The sequence below is a fragment of the Ruminococcus sp. NK3A76 genome (assembly GCF_000686125.1).
Classification (GTDB): domain Bacteria; phylum Bacillota; class Clostridia; order Oscillospirales; family Ruminococcaceae; genus NK3A76.
Genome location: NZ_JMMA01000002.1, coordinates 2,558,338 through 2,572,003, shown reverse-complemented (window position 1 = coordinate 2,572,003; position 13,666 = coordinate 2,558,338). Strand labels below are relative to the sequence as shown.

The 13,666-nt window shown below is 49.4% G+C and carries 10 protein-coding genes; 8 read left to right on the top strand and 2 right to left on the bottom strand.

Annotation, left to right across the window (positions count from 1 at the left end; all coding sequences use genetic code 11):
• Positions 1 to 64: 64 nt before the first annotated feature.
• Both CD05_RS0111965 and CD05_RS18505 read right to left on the bottom strand, forming a co-directional pair.
• The gene (locus CD05_RS0111965; RefSeq protein WP_028510697.1) at positions 65 to 2,647 is read right to left on the bottom strand and encodes an EAL domain-containing protein; all 2,583 of its coding nucleotides are present in this window, start codon (positions 2,645 to 2,647) and stop codon (positions 65 to 67) included.
• A 666-nt stretch (positions 2,648 to 3,313) separates the two neighbouring features.
• Positions 3,314 to 4,639, bottom strand: coding sequence for an SGNH/GDSL hydrolase family protein (locus tag CD05_RS18505; RefSeq protein ID WP_051588982.1), 1,326 nt, complete (start codon positions 4,637 to 4,639; stop codon positions 3,314 to 3,316).
• A 342-nt stretch (positions 4,640 to 4,981) separates the two neighbouring features.
• Here CD05_RS18505 and CD05_RS0111955 point away from each other — a divergent pair, with 342 nt between their 5' ends.
• The 8 genes from CD05_RS0111955 (at position 4,982) to CD05_RS0111915 (ending at position 13,439) form a co-directional block, all read left to right on the top strand.
• A complete protein-coding gene (locus CD05_RS0111955; protein WP_028510696.1) occupies positions 4,982 to 6,274 on the top strand; it encodes an amidohydrolase in 1,293 nt (430 codons plus the stop codon).
• Positions 6,275 to 6,342: 68 nt separating this feature from the next.
• Positions 6,343 to 6,669, top strand: coding sequence for a hypothetical protein (locus CD05_RS0111950; protein ID WP_028510695.1), 327 nt, complete (start codon positions 6,343 to 6,345; stop codon positions 6,667 to 6,669).
• A gap of 910 nt (positions 6,670 to 7,579) precedes the next feature.
• The gene (locus CD05_RS0111940; RefSeq protein ID WP_028510694.1) at positions 7,580 to 8,860 is read left to right on the top strand and encodes an aminotransferase class I/II-fold pyridoxal phosphate-dependent enzyme; all 1,281 of its coding nucleotides are present in this window, start codon (positions 7,580 to 7,582) and stop codon (positions 8,858 to 8,860) included.
• A 254-nt stretch (positions 8,861 to 9,114) separates the two neighbouring features.
• The gene (locus CD05_RS0111935; protein WP_242841263.1) at positions 9,115 to 9,669 is read left to right on the top strand and encodes an isochorismatase family cysteine hydrolase; all 555 of its coding nucleotides are present in this window, start codon (positions 9,115 to 9,117) and stop codon (positions 9,667 to 9,669) included.
• 8 nt (positions 9,670 to 9,677) lie between these two features.
• Positions 9,678 to 9,962 carry a hypothetical protein gene (locus tag CD05_RS0111930; RefSeq protein WP_028510692.1) on the top strand — a complete coding sequence of 95 codons (285 nt, stop codon included), beginning with the start codon at positions 9,678 to 9,680 and terminating at the stop codon, positions 9,960 to 9,962.
• Positions 9,963 to 9,982: 20 nt separating this feature from the next.
• Positions 9,983 to 10,645, top strand: coding sequence for a hypothetical protein (locus CD05_RS0111925; RefSeq protein ID WP_028510691.1), 663 nt, complete (start codon positions 9,983 to 9,985; stop codon positions 10,643 to 10,645).
• Positions 10,646 to 10,837: 192 nt separating this feature from the next.
• The gene (locus CD05_RS0111920) at positions 10,838 to 12,199 is read left to right on the top strand and encodes a hypothetical protein (protein WP_028510690.1); all 1,362 of its coding nucleotides are present in this window, start codon (positions 10,838 to 10,840) and stop codon (positions 12,197 to 12,199) included.
• 1 nt (position 12,200) lies between these two features.
• Positions 12,201 to 13,439: a hypothetical protein gene (locus CD05_RS0111915; protein ID WP_028510689.1), complete on the top strand. Its 1,239-nt coding sequence runs from the start codon at positions 12,201 to 12,203 to the stop codon at positions 13,437 to 13,439.
• The last annotated feature ends 227 nt before the right edge of the window (positions 13,440 to 13,666 follow it).

Below are 13,666 nucleotides of genomic sequence, written 5' to 3'. Positions count from 1 at the left end.
GCAGCTTTTGGGGCGGCGGTGGAAAAGCGGGGTGTTATTATGATAGGGGGAGTATTATTCAGTATTATTCGTTTATCCTTACGTCCTTACGGCAGTTGATTATATCGAGCTTGCCGTTCTTGCTGCCAAGGCCGAAGCCGTCGCCGGTGCGGAATTCGAGAGATACCTCGCTCTCGGAGATATGCACGTTTCCGTCGCCCTCGCTGTCGCCTATACCTGAGATGCTGCCGCCCTCGCAGTAGAACTTGATAGCTGCGTGGCTTATGTCTATATCCATATTGCCGTTTCTTGTGCCGAGGCAGTTTATAGTTCTGCCGCAAAGCATCATATCTATACGTCCGTTGCGCAGCTCTGCGCTGCCTGTGCCGGCATTTGCCGAGCCTACACCGCAGAGGGTCATGCCTGTGAGATTTGTAGACAATGCGATATTTTCAAGGTCGATATCAGCATCGCCTTCGAGAGTGCCAACACCGGTACATACAGCGGAGGATATCTCGACAGATGCCGAGCAGTCGCTCATCTCTATCCTTGAAGGGCCTTCGTGAGCGCCGATACCTACGCAGGTGCCGCCCGAGCAGGAGACATTGAGGTTGCCGGAAAGTATCCTTATCGTCTTATTTTCCTCGTTCATGCCGCCGCCGATGCCGACGCTGTTATCGCCGTTTGCTTCGAGCGAGATATGGCCGTCGAGAAGGACTGTGATATTGCCGTGGCTGCTGTACCTGTCGGTGCCGATAGCGTAGGCGCTCGCCTGCTCTGTTTTGATATAGAGGGTGCCGTCGCCGGCGATAGTCAGGTCAGCGGATGCAGGTACGTGGATACCCTTTGAATTGAGCTCGTTCCTGCCCTCGATATTGAGTGTGACCTTGCTCTGCGAGCCTATGGATATCAGCGGATTTTCCTTATCCGTCGTGAAGAAAGCACCACGCAGGGTGACTGTACATTCAAGCCCGTCCTTGACGATGACGTTGATATTGCAGGCGTGGCGGCCGTTGCCCTCGATGATGACCTGCGGAGTCTCGACGAATATGACTGTATAGTGCTCCTGGGTTATCTTTATAAGGTCTACCGTCTCGCAGTTCTTGGGGTGGTATATCTTGTCGATATTATCGGAGAATTCGAGGTTTATCTTGATTATCTCGTCTCTTATGCTGTCAGACACCTCATAGAGTATGAAAGGCTTTGGCTTGGAGATATAGAAGCCCTGAATAAGGTCACAGCCGAGGCCTATCATGGTCTTTAGCTCGCTGTAAGTCTCAACGCCCTCTGCCAGGGCTGCGAAGCCGTTGCTGTGGACATACTCGATGATAGACGAAACGAGCTTCTGCATCTTAAGGTTGCCGTCGATACCGGCTATGAGCTGGCGGTCTATCTTGACATAAGACGGGTTATAGCGCAGCAGGTTAGAGGTATTTGAGTAGCCTGTGCCGTAGTCGTCTATTGCGAGCTCCATATTCGAGAATGCTATACGGTTCTTGACGGTATCGAGCTGTTCATCGGATATCTCTGACTGCTCGGTGAGCTCTATGACGACCTTTTCAAGCAGCTCGCCGTAGTCGGAGAGCAGTCTGTCCCAGTCGGTCTTGGTGAGGATATGGTCGCTTATCGAATTTATAAACAGCTTCTTTGAGGAGAACTGCTGCTGGTTCTCGCTGACGATATGGAGGGCGTTGAAGAATGTAGCCTTCTCGATATCGTAGAGCCTGTCGTATTTCTTTGCATAGTCAAGTATTTCAAGCGGATACATCTCGACACCGCCGCCCGAGCGCATAAGCAGCTCGTAAGCGATAATCTCGCCGGTATGGGCAGAGATTATCGGCTGGAAGTGGTAGCGGAAAAGATTTGAGTCGATAAGATTTGAGAACTGCTCGATACGGGCGAACTCGTTTTTCTTATCCTCATAGCGGTCAACAGAATACGCAAGTATAGTGCCAAGACCTCTTGCTGCTGCTTCAAAGAGGGTGAATTTTGCGGTATTCATTCTCTGCACAGGCGAGGAGAGAGATGCAGCACAGCCTGCCGAGAAGGTCACTCTGCCGTCGCCGTCCTTACCGAGCGAGGTGACGGGGTAGGCTTCTATCTTTTTCTTTATCTCGGTGAGGTAAAGTATCTCATCGCCCTTGAAATCGGGGATATAGAGCCACAGCTTACCCTGCCCGAGGCTGGATATCAGCGAATCCTTCGGGACATTCTCGACTATGACTGTGAGTATCTCATAGATATGCATATCCGAAAGGGCGTGTCTGCCCGATTTTTCTTCAAGCTGGATAAGTGCGAGCAGCGAGAATGAATCCGTCTGCGACATAGTCGTGATAAGGCGGTTAAGAGTACACAGAGACAGTGTATTACTGCCGCTGAGGTCGTTTTTCTCATAGATAAAGCCTATTGCCGTGGCGCTGTCTTCAAAAAGCTGTTTTACGGCTATATGGGCAGAGGTATCCCCCTTAAGGCGCTTTATCAGCGATAATATCATATCATAAGACGGCTCATTCTCAAAGCCCATAAGGCGCTTTGCATTAGCATCGAGGCAGAAGGTCGCAGAGTCCTTAAAAATGGCATATCTGCCCACTTCGGGGGCAAGCTCCATCATCTCGTTCCATGCAAGGCCGAAATATTTTTTCCACAGTATTGCATCTTTTCCAAACATAAGTATTCCCTCATTTATGCAGCATAATATATGTAAAAGCATTTTGCATATTTTAATCAAAGACATTATAACATTTTTTGAGCATATTGTCAATATGGCTGAAAACAAGTTATCGTTTTAGTCATAATTATTTTATCTAAATGTTAATAGTTTACTGGAAACATTATACAATGCACAATCAATTAAGAATGCAGAATGCATAATGCATAATTGTGGTGTCCCGGTGCGGCGCTTGGTCAGTTAACAGTTAACAGGTAACAGGTAACAGTTGTGGTGTCGGCTTACGCCGACGAGATGCCCATTCGGGCGGTCTTCGTCTTCAACTCATCGTGTGGGGGGTGAACCCGAAGGGGGTGGCGGCAGCTTCGCTGACGCAGGGGGGCGACCGGAAAGCCCCCCTACTGTAGCGTAAGGATAACGAGAGACTACTCTTGAAGCTATCATGTGGGGCGGCTTGCCTTCAAGGGAGCACTCTTGCTCCCATAGGGTACACCGAGGGGCTTTCGAGCCGGCTTTGTCGGCTCATGCGCCACCTCGACCCTTCGGATGTGCGCCTTTGGCGCACACCTCAACTATTCATTCTTCACTATTCACTATTCACTGAGCGAAGCGTTTCTCCTGTTACCTGAAACAAAGGCCTTTCCGCAGCGGAAAGGCCTTTGTGGGTCAGTTTCTTGATTTGGTGATTGCTTTGAAGACGAACATTATGCCGACGCCAAGACCTAAAATTATCAACGGGGTGGCAGGGTTTTTCATCACGCTGTTTTTGCCGGACGAGCTGCTGTCGGAGCTTTCTGCCTTGCTGTCGTCTGTGGAAGCGGCATGGGCTGTCATTGCCGGATCGTGGTCTGTCCAGCCGTAGAGCTCCTCGATCTTTTTGATAAGGGTGCCTGCTGCTCTCTCGTGGGAGACTTCGTGTGGGTGGTAGTCTGCACCGTAGCCGTCCTCGGCGGAGTCTATCGCATCTATCTCGCAGCAGTTTATCCTGCTGTCGCCGCTCTCGCTCTTATATGCATCGACCGCCTCGGTGATAGAGGGGTAGAGGTCATTGCCCATAAGGCCTAAGATGCAGAGTATCTCGCTGTCGGGGTTGTTTTGGCGCACCTGTCTGATAAGGTCGGTATAGGCGGTCTTGAATTCCTCGATGCGCTCGGGCTTGCCTTTGGTGTAGCTGGCATCGTTTGTGCCGATATTTATGACGATAAGCTCGGGGTGGGTAGAAAAATCCCACTTGTTGTCGTCTATCTTCTTGTCGCCCTTCTGGGAGTAGCTGTGTCCTACGAGCTCGTAGAAATCCTTCATGAGGTTGAGGGTGTTCTGCTTGCCGTCGCCGCTGTAGCCGGATATCGCACCGCAGCCGCTGTAGGAAACGCAGCTTATATCGGCGTTGAAATGCTCGGCTGTCTTATAGGCGTAGGTCTTTGTGCCGTCCTCGGTCGAGGTGAGGAAGTGCTCGTTCTGGTTCTTGCCGTCAACGCCGTAGCCGCAGGTTATCGAATCGCCGACAAACTCTATCGTATGGGAGCCGAGGCCTGAAGGCTTTATGCTGTCGCCGTCTACCAGGATATTTTCAAGCAGCACGGTGTTGTTTGCGCACTCGGAGACTTTGAGCAGCTTTACTGTATGCTCGCCGCTCTTGTCAAAATCGACGGTGATAGTCTCGACAGGGGCTTCGGTAAGGCACTTGTCATAGACCACCTTGTCGTCTGCATAGACTTTTATACGGGCGCCGTTCTGCTCGCTGAATGCGGCATTATCGCCCATGAGGTTCATCACACATTTCTGGCCTGTGAAGTCGAACGACACGCCCGAATCGGTAAGGCCGAACCAGAGCTCGTCGTCGGCGTAGACGCTTCTGCCTAAATATTTTACGTTTCCGCTCTCGGGCTTGAACTGGTTGAGAGCAGGCTCATCGGCGCAGACGGGGGCGGCAAGGCAGCCTGCTGCTATCACTGCGGCGGTGAGGGTGGGGATAAGTTTTTTTATGAGCATTGTGGTGGCTCCTTTCTGCGTTCATTTATTTTAGGCAACACCGCACGAAGATTGTGCGCAAATTGCGTACAAAGCCTTCAGGCGGTCTTTGTGCGGTGTTGCCTTTATCATATCTTATGCGGCACCAGGCACATAGGGCGCCTTCCTACTTACTGTTTTTATTATATACAGATTATATTATATCACAAGACGAGGAAAAAAGCAACCCGTAAAAACTGACACACCCGGGCAGCACCGCACAAAGACCGCCTGCCGGCTTTGTGTGGTATTGCCCTTGACAAAGAGTGGGAATAATAATATAATAACTATAACCAGATCATACATAAAAAGGGGGATACTTCTATGATAAGGATAAAAAATGCACGGATAATGACCCTTGCAGGCGACAGGCCTTTTGAGATAACTGAGGGCGAGGTCTGGACTGACGGGGACAAGATAGCGTTTGTCGGCGTGCCCACAAAGGAGCAGCTTGAAGGGGCGCAGTTTGAGCGTGAGATATGCGCTATGAAAAATCTTATAATGCCTTCGTTTAAAAATGCGCACACACACTCGGCAATGACGTTTTTACGCTCGTATGCTGATGACCTGCCCTTGCAGGAGTGGCTTTTTAACAAGGTATTCCCTCTTGAAGCAAAGCTCACAGGCGAGGACGTTTACTGGTTCACAAAGCTGGCAAACCTTGAATATCTCACAAGCGGCATAACTGCGAGCTTTGATATGTATTTTGAGCTTGACGATTATGTAAAGGCCTGCGTGGAGATGGGCTTTAGGTCTGTGCTTTGCGGTGCAGTATCGGGTGATGAGAGCAATGCTGACAGGCTGGAGGGGTATTATCTTAAGTATAACGGGCTTGACCCTCTGATATCATTCAGGCTGGGATTTCATGCAGAGTACACCTGCGAGAAAAGTCTGCTTGAAAGGATAGCGGCGCTCGCTGAGAAATACAAAGCGCCTGTTTACACCCACAACAGCGAGACTGCAAAGGAAGTCAGAGAGTGCATAGAAAAATACGGCAAGACACCGACACAGCTGTTTGACAGCTTAGGGATATACAACTACGGCGGCGGCGGCTTCCACTGCGTTCACATGAGCGATGAAGACATGGACATATTCAAAAAGCGTGGGGTATACGCTGTACACAATCCGGGCTCGAACACCAAGCTCGCAAGCGGCATTGCAAACATCAGGAAAATGCAGGAAAAGGGCATCGGCCTTGCGCTCGGAACAGACGGCCCTGCAAGCAACAATGCGCTTGATATGTTCAGGGAGATGTTCCTTATGACCGGCCTTTGCAAGCTCAGAGAGCGTGATGCTGCGGCCTGCGATGCAAACAGCGTGCTCTATGCGGCAACTGTCGGCGGAGCGAGGGCTATGGGGCTTGATGACTGCGACACTCTTGAAGCCGGCAAGCAGGCAGACCTGATAATGATAGACCTTTCACAGCCGAATATGCAGCCGGTAAACAACTTGGGCAAGAACATAGTTTACAGCGGCAGCAAGCAGAATGTAAAGCTCACGATGTGCGCAGGCAGGGTGCTCTACGAGGACGGCAAGTTCGTAACAGCTGATGCGCAGGAGATATACAAAAATGTTCAGGCAAGGGCAGAGCGCATACAGAACGAGGTGAAAAACTGAGCCTTTCGGCGGACGAGAAAAGGTACGCAGTATGGCTTATCGCCACAGGCTTAGCGGCGGTGATCCTTATGACGGTTGGTGCTATAAAGCTATACCGAGCGCTGACACTAAGCGGCACACTGCTCGACGGGACGTGGAGCTCAGGGGAAACGATAATAAAAACAGACGGAAAAACGGCGGAATTCTACCATGACGGAGTGGCGGAATCTGCCGTTTTGAGCATATATAAGGTCGATGACAGGCTGCTCGCTGACGGGGAGATAGGGTACAGGTGCGAGCTTTGCTTTGAGAACAGGTGCGAGAGGGCGGAGCTGATATACGAGAACCACGGGGGAAAGGTGGGGCTTGTGGTGTTTGATGAGGAAGGGAATGCACAGATGTTTGATAGAGAATAATTGACATTCTGAAAGCTTTGTGCTATAATGCATTCAATGCCAAAAGGCAGACTGAGCCGGAAGGCGAGGGGCTAAGCAAAGCAGAAACGGCGGTTCTCCCGAAAGGGAGGTGTGCGTGATGAGCTATGTGACATATTCAGATCTTTTTCTGTTTGTTAACACTATCATAGGTATTATAAATGTGATAGCAGTTCTGATCGTCCTCTTCAAGATAAACAAGAAGAGATAAGCAAGTACTTAATGTAGGCTCGAAAGAGACAGCATAAAAAGGAAAGCACCGCCATCTCCAGTTAAGCGGTGCTTTCATAACACTAATTCACAGGAGAACTGCCGATCAACCTGAGGGCGTTACCAGCGTCCCTCGGGGGCTTAGTTCTCATTTTCTGATAGTATTATAGCATATTATTGCGGTTTTGTCAAGTATCCCTGCGCTGTGCGTGGGGCTTTTTTATTTTGCAGGCAGCTTGCCTTCAAGACCGTTCTCTCGCTCTCATAGGGTACATCGTGAGGGCTCATGCGCCACCCCGACCCTTCGGCTGCATATCCTACGATTTAGCTGAAATCGTCCGACAAACACGCCCGAATGGGCATCTCGTCGGCGTAAGCCGACACCACAACTGTTACCTGTTACCTGTTAACTGTTAACTGACCAAGCGGCGCGCACATCAATTATGCATTATGCATTCTTGATTCTGCATTGGCTTCGCCTTTGTGAATTATTTGTTTTTGAATAATTCGTAAACGGTGTATCATTATTACCATATCGGGGGTGTTTTTGGGGCGCTGTATGTGCAAAGTTCTGATTTTTTTGCAGGATTTGAAAAAATAACTTGCAAAATCCTGCCGAAAAGTATAAAATAATAAAGGTAAAACACTGACAGACGAATTATATGGTGTGGAGGAAATTATTATGCTGATGACGGAAATGACAAAGGAACAGCTTGAGGGCGTTTTAGCTGACGCTATGAGCGAATACGAGGGCTACAAGGCTTTGGGTCTTGCACTCAACATGGCAAGAGGCAAGCCTGCCGCAGACCAGCTCTCGCTCACAAAGGGTATGCTCGATGCTGTGAACTCATCAAGCGACTGCAAGGCTCTTGACGGAACAGACTGCCGCAACTACGGCGTTCTCGACGGCATAAAGGACACAAAGAAGATATTCTGCGATATGCTGGGCGTGGCTGACGAGGAGCTCATCGTAGGCGGCAATTCCTCACTCAACCTTATGTATGATACTATAGCAAGAAACTATATGTTCGGCGTAAGCAAGGACAGCACTCCTCTTAAGGATCAGGGCAAGCTCAAATGGCTCTGCCCGGTGCCGGGTTATGACAGGCACTTTGCTATAACAGAGCGCTTCGGCTTTGAGATGATAAACATTCCTATAGGCGAGAACGGCCCTGACATGGACATGATAGAGAAGCTCGTTTCAGAGGACGAGAGCATAAAGGGCATCTGGTGCGTACCCATGTATGCAAACCCGACAGGCATCACATACTCTGACGAGACAGTAAAGCGTTTTGCAAGCCTTAAGCCCAAGGCAAAGGATTTCAGGATATTCTGGGACAACGCTTACTGCATACATCATCTGACAGACACGCCCGACACTCTGCTCAACATTCTTGACGAGTGCAAGAAGGCCGGCAATGACGACATGGTATACATCTTTGCATCGACCTCAAAGGTATCCTTTGCAGGTGCAGGCGTTGCGGTAATGGCTGCGAGCAAGGCCAACACCGATTATGTCAAGTATCACATGACAGTTCAGACTATAGGCTTTGACAAGATAAACCAGTTAAGACACGCAAAGTTCTTTGGGGACTTTGAGGGCGTAAAGGCTCACATGAAAAAGCACGCAGCTATCATAGCTCCGAAGTTTGACGCTGTTATCAAGGCGCTGGACGAGAACATCAAGCCCCTTGGCATCGGCTCTTACAACACACCGAAGGGCGGCTACTTCATAGCATTTGACACACTTCCGGGCTGTGCAAAGAGAGTAGTTGCGCTTTGCAAGGAGGCAGGCGTTGTTATGACAGGTGCAGGCGCTACCTTCCCCTACGGCAAGGACCCCAAGGACAGCAACATAAGGATAGCTCCGACACTTCCGCCTATTGCAGAGCTTGAACAGGCTATGAAGGTATTCATCACAGCTGTTAAGATAGCAAGTGCTGAGGTACTGTTAGCCAAGTAAGGCATGATAAGTAAAAGAATATTAATATAGTGAACGGTCGCTCCGGCAGGGGCGGCCGTTTTTTTCAGGTAACAGGTAACAGGTAACAGGTAACAGGTGAGGTATCTTATCCTTTAAGCCATAGGCTTAAAGGATAAGATGAAATGCCCATTCGGGCAATATATACTCAGGACTGAAAAATAGGCTTGATTTTTTGAGGGGAATAGGGTATAATTGTTATAACAAATAGCTATTTGCTTTTTTGGTGATAGCTTATGGCTGATGAAAGACGGGGGAGAGCTATGGCAGGCAAGAAGGCATTAGTCGTGATAGATATGCAGAATGACTACCTATGGGCGGAGAGAAAAGCCATATTCTCTTACGACACCGATGCGCTCGTGGGGGCGGTGAACAAAGCTATCGCCGACTACAGGGGCAGGGGGTATGACGTTATATACATAGCGCAGATGTTCCCGAATATTATAACGAACAAGTGGTTCATAGGCTTCTCTATAAGGGGAACGAAGGGCGCTGAATTATATCCGGGGCTTGATATAGTGTCTGACCTTTACTTTGAGAAGAACCTGCCTGACAGCTACACAGCGAAGGCTTTTCGTGAGCACATGAAGGCGCAGGGCTACACTGAGGTAGTGCTGTGCGGGCTTGACGAATGCGGCTGCGTCGGGGCGACTGCCAAAGGTGCAGTCAAGACGGGCGTTAAGGTATATATGATAGAAAATGCTATAGGGCGGCGGTTCCCGGAGGCGAGAGTAAAAAAGACGAGAGAAAAGCTTAAGGGTTCAGGGGTAGAGTACATAAGGCAAGAGTGAGGTAAGTATTGAAAGACAAGATAAAAGGCAAGATAGACAGGCATTACCCGATACACGTTGACGGACGCAGGTGTCTTATACTGAATTACCGTGTCAGGGAAGGGCATCTGACCCTTATCACAAAGATAAAAAACAGCAGTCTTGCGATAGGCAGCGATGTGGGGGAGATAGTGATAGAAAAGGACGGCGTGAGGACGGAGTTTACTGTAGAGCGCTGCACGGTGTATTACGGGGTGAGCATTTTTGAATACGGGTATCACGTTCTTGAAGAGAAAAGATATGTTACCAGATAAAAAAAACAAGGAGAAACAAAATGACAACAAAACGTATTTTAGCAGGTATAATGGCAGCGGTGCTGGCGGTGGGGCTTGTTTCCTGCGGCGAGGGAAATGAGAGCAGCAACGGCGGTGCGTCGGGAGAGGTCAGCGAGAGCAGCGCTGATGAAAACAAGTATACTGCCGAGTTTGAATTTGCGCAGAGCATACTTGGAATGGATGCGGAGGCTGCAAGGGAGCTTTTAAAAAACACATATCCCGATACTGAGGAACAACGGGTCGTGAATATGACACCTGTTATTGATGCGACTATGTATGCCAATGGCGGCAGCTTGGAGTTTTTGGGCGAGAGGTTTGATGCTGTGAGTATTGAAGCCGATAATACCACAGGAAAGGTCGCAAAAGTTATTTATGTTGTGGGCAAAAAGCAGGAGGACCGCCCGACTGAAAAGATATATGAAGCCTTACTTGAAAAGATATCATCACAATACGGAGAATATAAAGCGGACGTGGCATATCCGGGCAGCCCCTCTGAAAAAACGACTGATGAATGGGAAGATGATGAGGTATGTCTGTCATACACGGAGGGGCAATATGATGTTTATCTGTCTTTTGGGAATAGTGTAGAAACAGATCAGAAGCAGTATGAAGATAAACAGTCACAGGGAGAAAGTGACGGGTCATCGGAAAGTAAATTATAAAGGCAACACCGCACAAAGACCGCCTGAAGGCTTTGTACGCAACTTACTTGCATCTTTTCCGTCATATTACACATTTTTTTCTTGAAATACGGTAGTATTCCTTCGGAAAATCTGTGCAATCTGACGAAAAAGCTGACTGCGCAATTTGCGCACAATCTTCGTGCGGTGTTGCCTAAAACAAGGAGAAACAAAATGACAACAAAACGTATTTTAGCAGGTATAATGGCAGCGGTGCTGGCGCTGGGGCTTGTTTCCTGCGGTGAGGAAAATGAGAGCAGCTCAGAGAGCAAGGCTGAGATAAGCCCGGCTTCGGGTGCTGCGGACAGCACGGGCAGCGTGGCCGACAGCTCTGACAGCGCCAAGGGCGGCGATGAAGAAAGCTCTGACGATGAGGGCGGCACACCCGACATATCGCTTGATGACGGGGGCTTTGAGCTTATGCAGGCGCTTATCGGAATGGACACCGAAACGGCGAGAGAGCTTATAAGCGAGCTTTTTGACGATCTTAGCGGCACTGAGAATGACGATGTGCCCAATGAGAACATGAAAAGATACGATTACGAGGGCAGGATAGAGCTTTTCGGAGGAAAATACGAATGCATATATCTGCTGACTGACGAGAATGGCGGCGGCGTGATAGAGGGCGTGGGGCTCATATACGGCTTCGGGCACGGCAAGGAAGGGCTGCTGCCTGAAAGCGATGTAAGGACGCAGTATGAGGCGTTTAAAGAAGCTGTCGAGGGCGAATACGGCAGAGTGAAAACAGATGTGAGCATTGAAGGCGACACGACTACCGAAAGCTCACGCTGGGAGGAGCAGAGGATAGAGAGCAGATTCGTATTCTTAAATGAGGGCTATGCAAACCTCAAGGTGACCTTCGGCAAGGGGTATGATGAATACACAAAGGCTCAGCGGAAAAAGCCCGACACGCCCGAGGCGGCAGAGCCTGATGTGATGCTTGATGTAAAGGAGAGCTTAGAGCTTTGCAAAAAGGTATTCGCAGCAGGGAAAGAGGGCTATCAGCAGACTATAGAGGACGCACTCGGGATAACTCTTGACAGCACCCTTTACGGAAATGCTGACAGAAACGAGCCGAATATGCACTCTGTGGCATTCAGGACGGATCAGCTTGCACAGAGCTACAGCGGCAGTGTACTGGGGATATTCGGCGAGAAGTTCACATCTTTGGAGTATGATTACGATGCACACACAAAACAGACGCTGAGGGCGGAATTTTATTTCTCGATGAAAGATTATCTTATCAGCGAGGAGGTTTACAAAAGCGCTGAGGACTGTGCAGAGGCTTACAACAGCATTTTGCCGAAGCTGGCCGCTGTGCTGGGAGAGCCTGATGAAACATATAACGGCTCAAATTCGACATTTGACTGGGAGGAGCACCGGTGGGAAAACACAGGATACGGCTTTGATGTACAGCTTTTCATAGAAAAGGACACACGCTCTGAGGCAGGCCCCGGCGAGCTGGAGGTGGGCTTTTACAACAATGTGACAATATCGGTATCCGGGCACGAGGAGCTTGGGAAAGGAGAAAAGTAGAATGAAAACAAAGAAAATTGCAGCAGTATCACTGGCGGCGGTAATGGCACTGGGGCTCGTCGCCTGCGGAGATGTGGACGAGAGCAGCTCAAAGGCAAAAAGCAAGCCGGCAGACTCAAAGGAGAGCAGCAGTGTCGTTGAGACGGAAAGATCATCTGAGAAAGAGGAGAGCTCGGAAGCAGACAGTGCTGATGATAACAGCTCTGAGGCAGATGATACTGAAAAAAGCAACGCCGGCAACGGATATGAGTTCGGGCTGAGTCTGCTCGGAATGGAAAGGGACAGTGCAAGGGAGCTTATAAAGAGCACCTACCCTGACACCAAGGAGGACACAGAGGATTTCCAGACAGAGAACCCTGTGACGGTATACACTTACAATGGCGATGTGGCTTTTTTGGGCAAGGCGTTTGAGAGTATGCACTTTTCTGTAGATGAGAACACAGGCAAGGTCATAAGTGCGGCGTTTGTTGCAAAGGGCACAGAGAGCGGTTCGCTTGATGAGCTTTACAAGGCGCTTGGCGATATGACTACCGAAAAATACGGCGAGGGGCAGTATTCAAGATCGGGCGACGACGAGCTTAGCAACGAATTCACGCTCTGGGACGACGGACACATAAGCGTTCAGTATATGCACTCTGCCTCGCAAAACAGCTCGATACTGTCGCTGGCGTTTGAGGAGAACCCCATGCAGATAGCACCTGCCTACGCAAACGACCCTGACTCTGTCGAGCAGCTGGCGGCAAATTATCAGGGGACGCTTATCTCTGATGCCGAGAAGTTGACACAGAATGTTTTCGGCAGCGGATACGAGCAGAAAGATGTCGGCGAGGTGATGAATGCGCTCGGCAAGATGGCTCAGAAGACAAGCTATTGCTACAGCGATGCATTTTCGCTGCTTGGTGAAGAATTCCGGAATGTGAACATCGACTACGACATGGAGGACAAAACGGTATACACTGTGGGCGTTAACAAGAACACCGACATAAACACCGACGAGGGCTACAACCCCACTGTCGCTGAGTGCGAGGAGAGCTACAACAATTTATATGCCCTGTTCAAGGAGCGCTATGGCGAGCCTGACGTAACATTCGTTCCCGAGCAGTACAAATACAACGGCGCTTTATGGAAAAACACTCCGGCAGGCGAGGTTTGGATAGCCTGGGGCGACAAGATATTCGGCAGCGAGCAGGCAGACTGCGTTATGAGCTTTTCGGTAAGCGGGATAAGCGGAGAGCAGTAACAGGTAACGATTATGAGATTTAAATGCAAATGCGGCTGTATATTAAACGATCATCTGACGCCGAATGATACGGAATACCATGTTTATTCGGATATAGAGTGGAGTGAATTTGAAGAAAAGGAGAACATAAACTTTTTGGAAGTGCCTTTTCCGAAATATGAGGTATGGCACTGCAAAAAATGCGACAGGATATACTTGTTTAAGGACATGAAGGTATACAAAGTATA

Excerpts from the sequence above, each read along its gene's own strand:
- CD05_RS0111925 (WP_028510691.1), top strand. The coding sequence starts at position 9,983 with ATGACAACAAAACGTATTTTAGCAGGTATAATGGCAGCGGTGCTGGCG.
- CD05_RS0111965 (WP_028510697.1), bottom strand. The coding sequence starts at position 2,647 with ATGTTTGGAAAAGATGCAATACTGTGGAAAAAATATTTCGGCCTTGCA.
- CD05_RS18505 (WP_051588982.1), bottom strand. The coding sequence starts at position 4,639 with ATGCTCATAAAAAAACTTATCCCCACCCTCACCGCCGCAGTGATAGCA.
- CD05_RS0111950 (WP_028510695.1), top strand. The coding sequence starts at position 6,343 with ATGACGGTTGGTGCTATAAAGCTATACCGAGCGCTGACACTAAGCGGC.
- CD05_RS0111920 (WP_028510690.1), top strand. The coding sequence starts at position 10,838 with ATGACAACAAAACGTATTTTAGCAGGTATAATGGCAGCGGTGCTGGCG.
- CD05_RS0111955 (WP_028510696.1), top strand. The coding sequence starts at position 4,982 with ATGATAAGGATAAAAAATGCACGGATAATGACCCTTGCAGGCGACAGG.
- CD05_RS0111935 (WP_242841263.1), top strand. The coding sequence starts at position 9,115 with ATGGCTGATGAAAGACGGGGGAGAGCTATGGCAGGCAAGAAGGCATTA.
- CD05_RS0111940 (WP_028510694.1), top strand. The coding sequence starts at position 7,580 with ATGCTGATGACGGAAATGACAAAGGAACAGCTTGAGGGCGTTTTAGCT.
- CD05_RS0111915 (WP_028510689.1), top strand. The coding sequence starts at position 12,201 with ATGAAAACAAAGAAAATTGCAGCAGTATCACTGGCGGCGGTAATGGCA.